This is a genomic window from Nocardia arthritidis NBRC 100137 (genome assembly GCF_001612765.1).
In the GTDB taxonomy this organism is placed as follows: Bacteria; Actinomycetota; Actinomycetes; order Mycobacteriales; family Mycobacteriaceae; genus Nocardia; species Nocardia arthritidis.
The window spans coordinates 1-1038 of the sequence record NZ_BDBB01000089.1 but is presented as its reverse complement, the minus strand read 5'-3'; the positions used below and the strand labels follow the sequence as shown (position 1 = coordinate 1038).

General features: G+C 67.1%; 1 protein-coding gene. It reads left to right on the top strand.

Going from position 1 to position 1038, the window contains the following annotated elements:
• On the top strand, window positions 1–1038 hold a 1038-nt coding region (locus tag NA8_RS32125; protein WP_157107041.1), incomplete at both ends, for an amino acid adenylation domain-containing protein.

Here is a 1038-nt window from a genome sequence, read left to right as displayed (position 1 = left end):
CGTTGTTGGGTGTGTTGACCGCGGGTGCGGCGTATCTGCCGATCGACACCACCTATCCGGTGCAGCGGTTGGAGTTCATGCTCGAAGACGCCGCCCCGGTGTGTGTGCTGACCACCGCCACCGAGCGGGAATCACTACCCGCGGGCAATATTCCGGTCCTGCTGCTGGAGGACACCACCGGCTACGACGACGCACGCGTCCGCAACCGCGAACGTGTGGTGCCGCTGCGTCCGGACAACCTGGCGTATGTCATCTACACCTCCGGTTCCACCGGTGTGCCCAAGGGGGTGGGGGTCGCGCACCGCAACGTGGTCGAGTTGTTCGCCAACACCCAGTCGCTGTTCGAGTTCGACGAAACCGATGTGTGGACACTGTTCCACTCCTTCGCGTTCGACTTCTCGGTGTGGGAACTGTGGTGTGCGCTGGCCAACGGCGGCACCGTCGTCGTGGTCGACTACCTCACCTCCCGCTCGCCCGAACAGTTCCGCGAACTGTTGATCCGTGAGCGGGTCACCGTCCTCAACCAGACCCCCTCGGCCTTCTACCAGCTCGCCGAGGCCGACCGCGCCGCGCACCCGGACGAGCAGGGCGAACTCGCGCTGCGCTACGTCGTGTTCGGTGGTGAGGCACTGGATCTGCGCCAGTTGCAGCGCTGGTACGAACGCCACCCCGTGGACGCGCCGTGGCTGGTGAACATGTACGGCATCACCGAGACCACGGTGCACGTGTCCTACCTGTCGCTGGATGAGCAGATGGCCGACAACCCGGCCAGCGTGATCGGTCGCGCCATCCCGGGCTTGGACGCGTACGTGCTCGACGACCGGCTCAACCCCGCGCCGGTCGGCGTCGCCGGAGAGATCTACGTCGCGGGCGCTCAGCTCTCCCGCGGCTACCTCGGCCGTCCCGGCCTGGCCGCTACCCGCTTCGTCGCCAATCCCTTCGGTGCGCCGGGTTCGCGGATGTATCGCTCCGGCGATATCGGCCGGTGGGTAGGTCTGGGTGGCCTGGCCACCCTCGAGTACGCCGGGCGTGGGGACC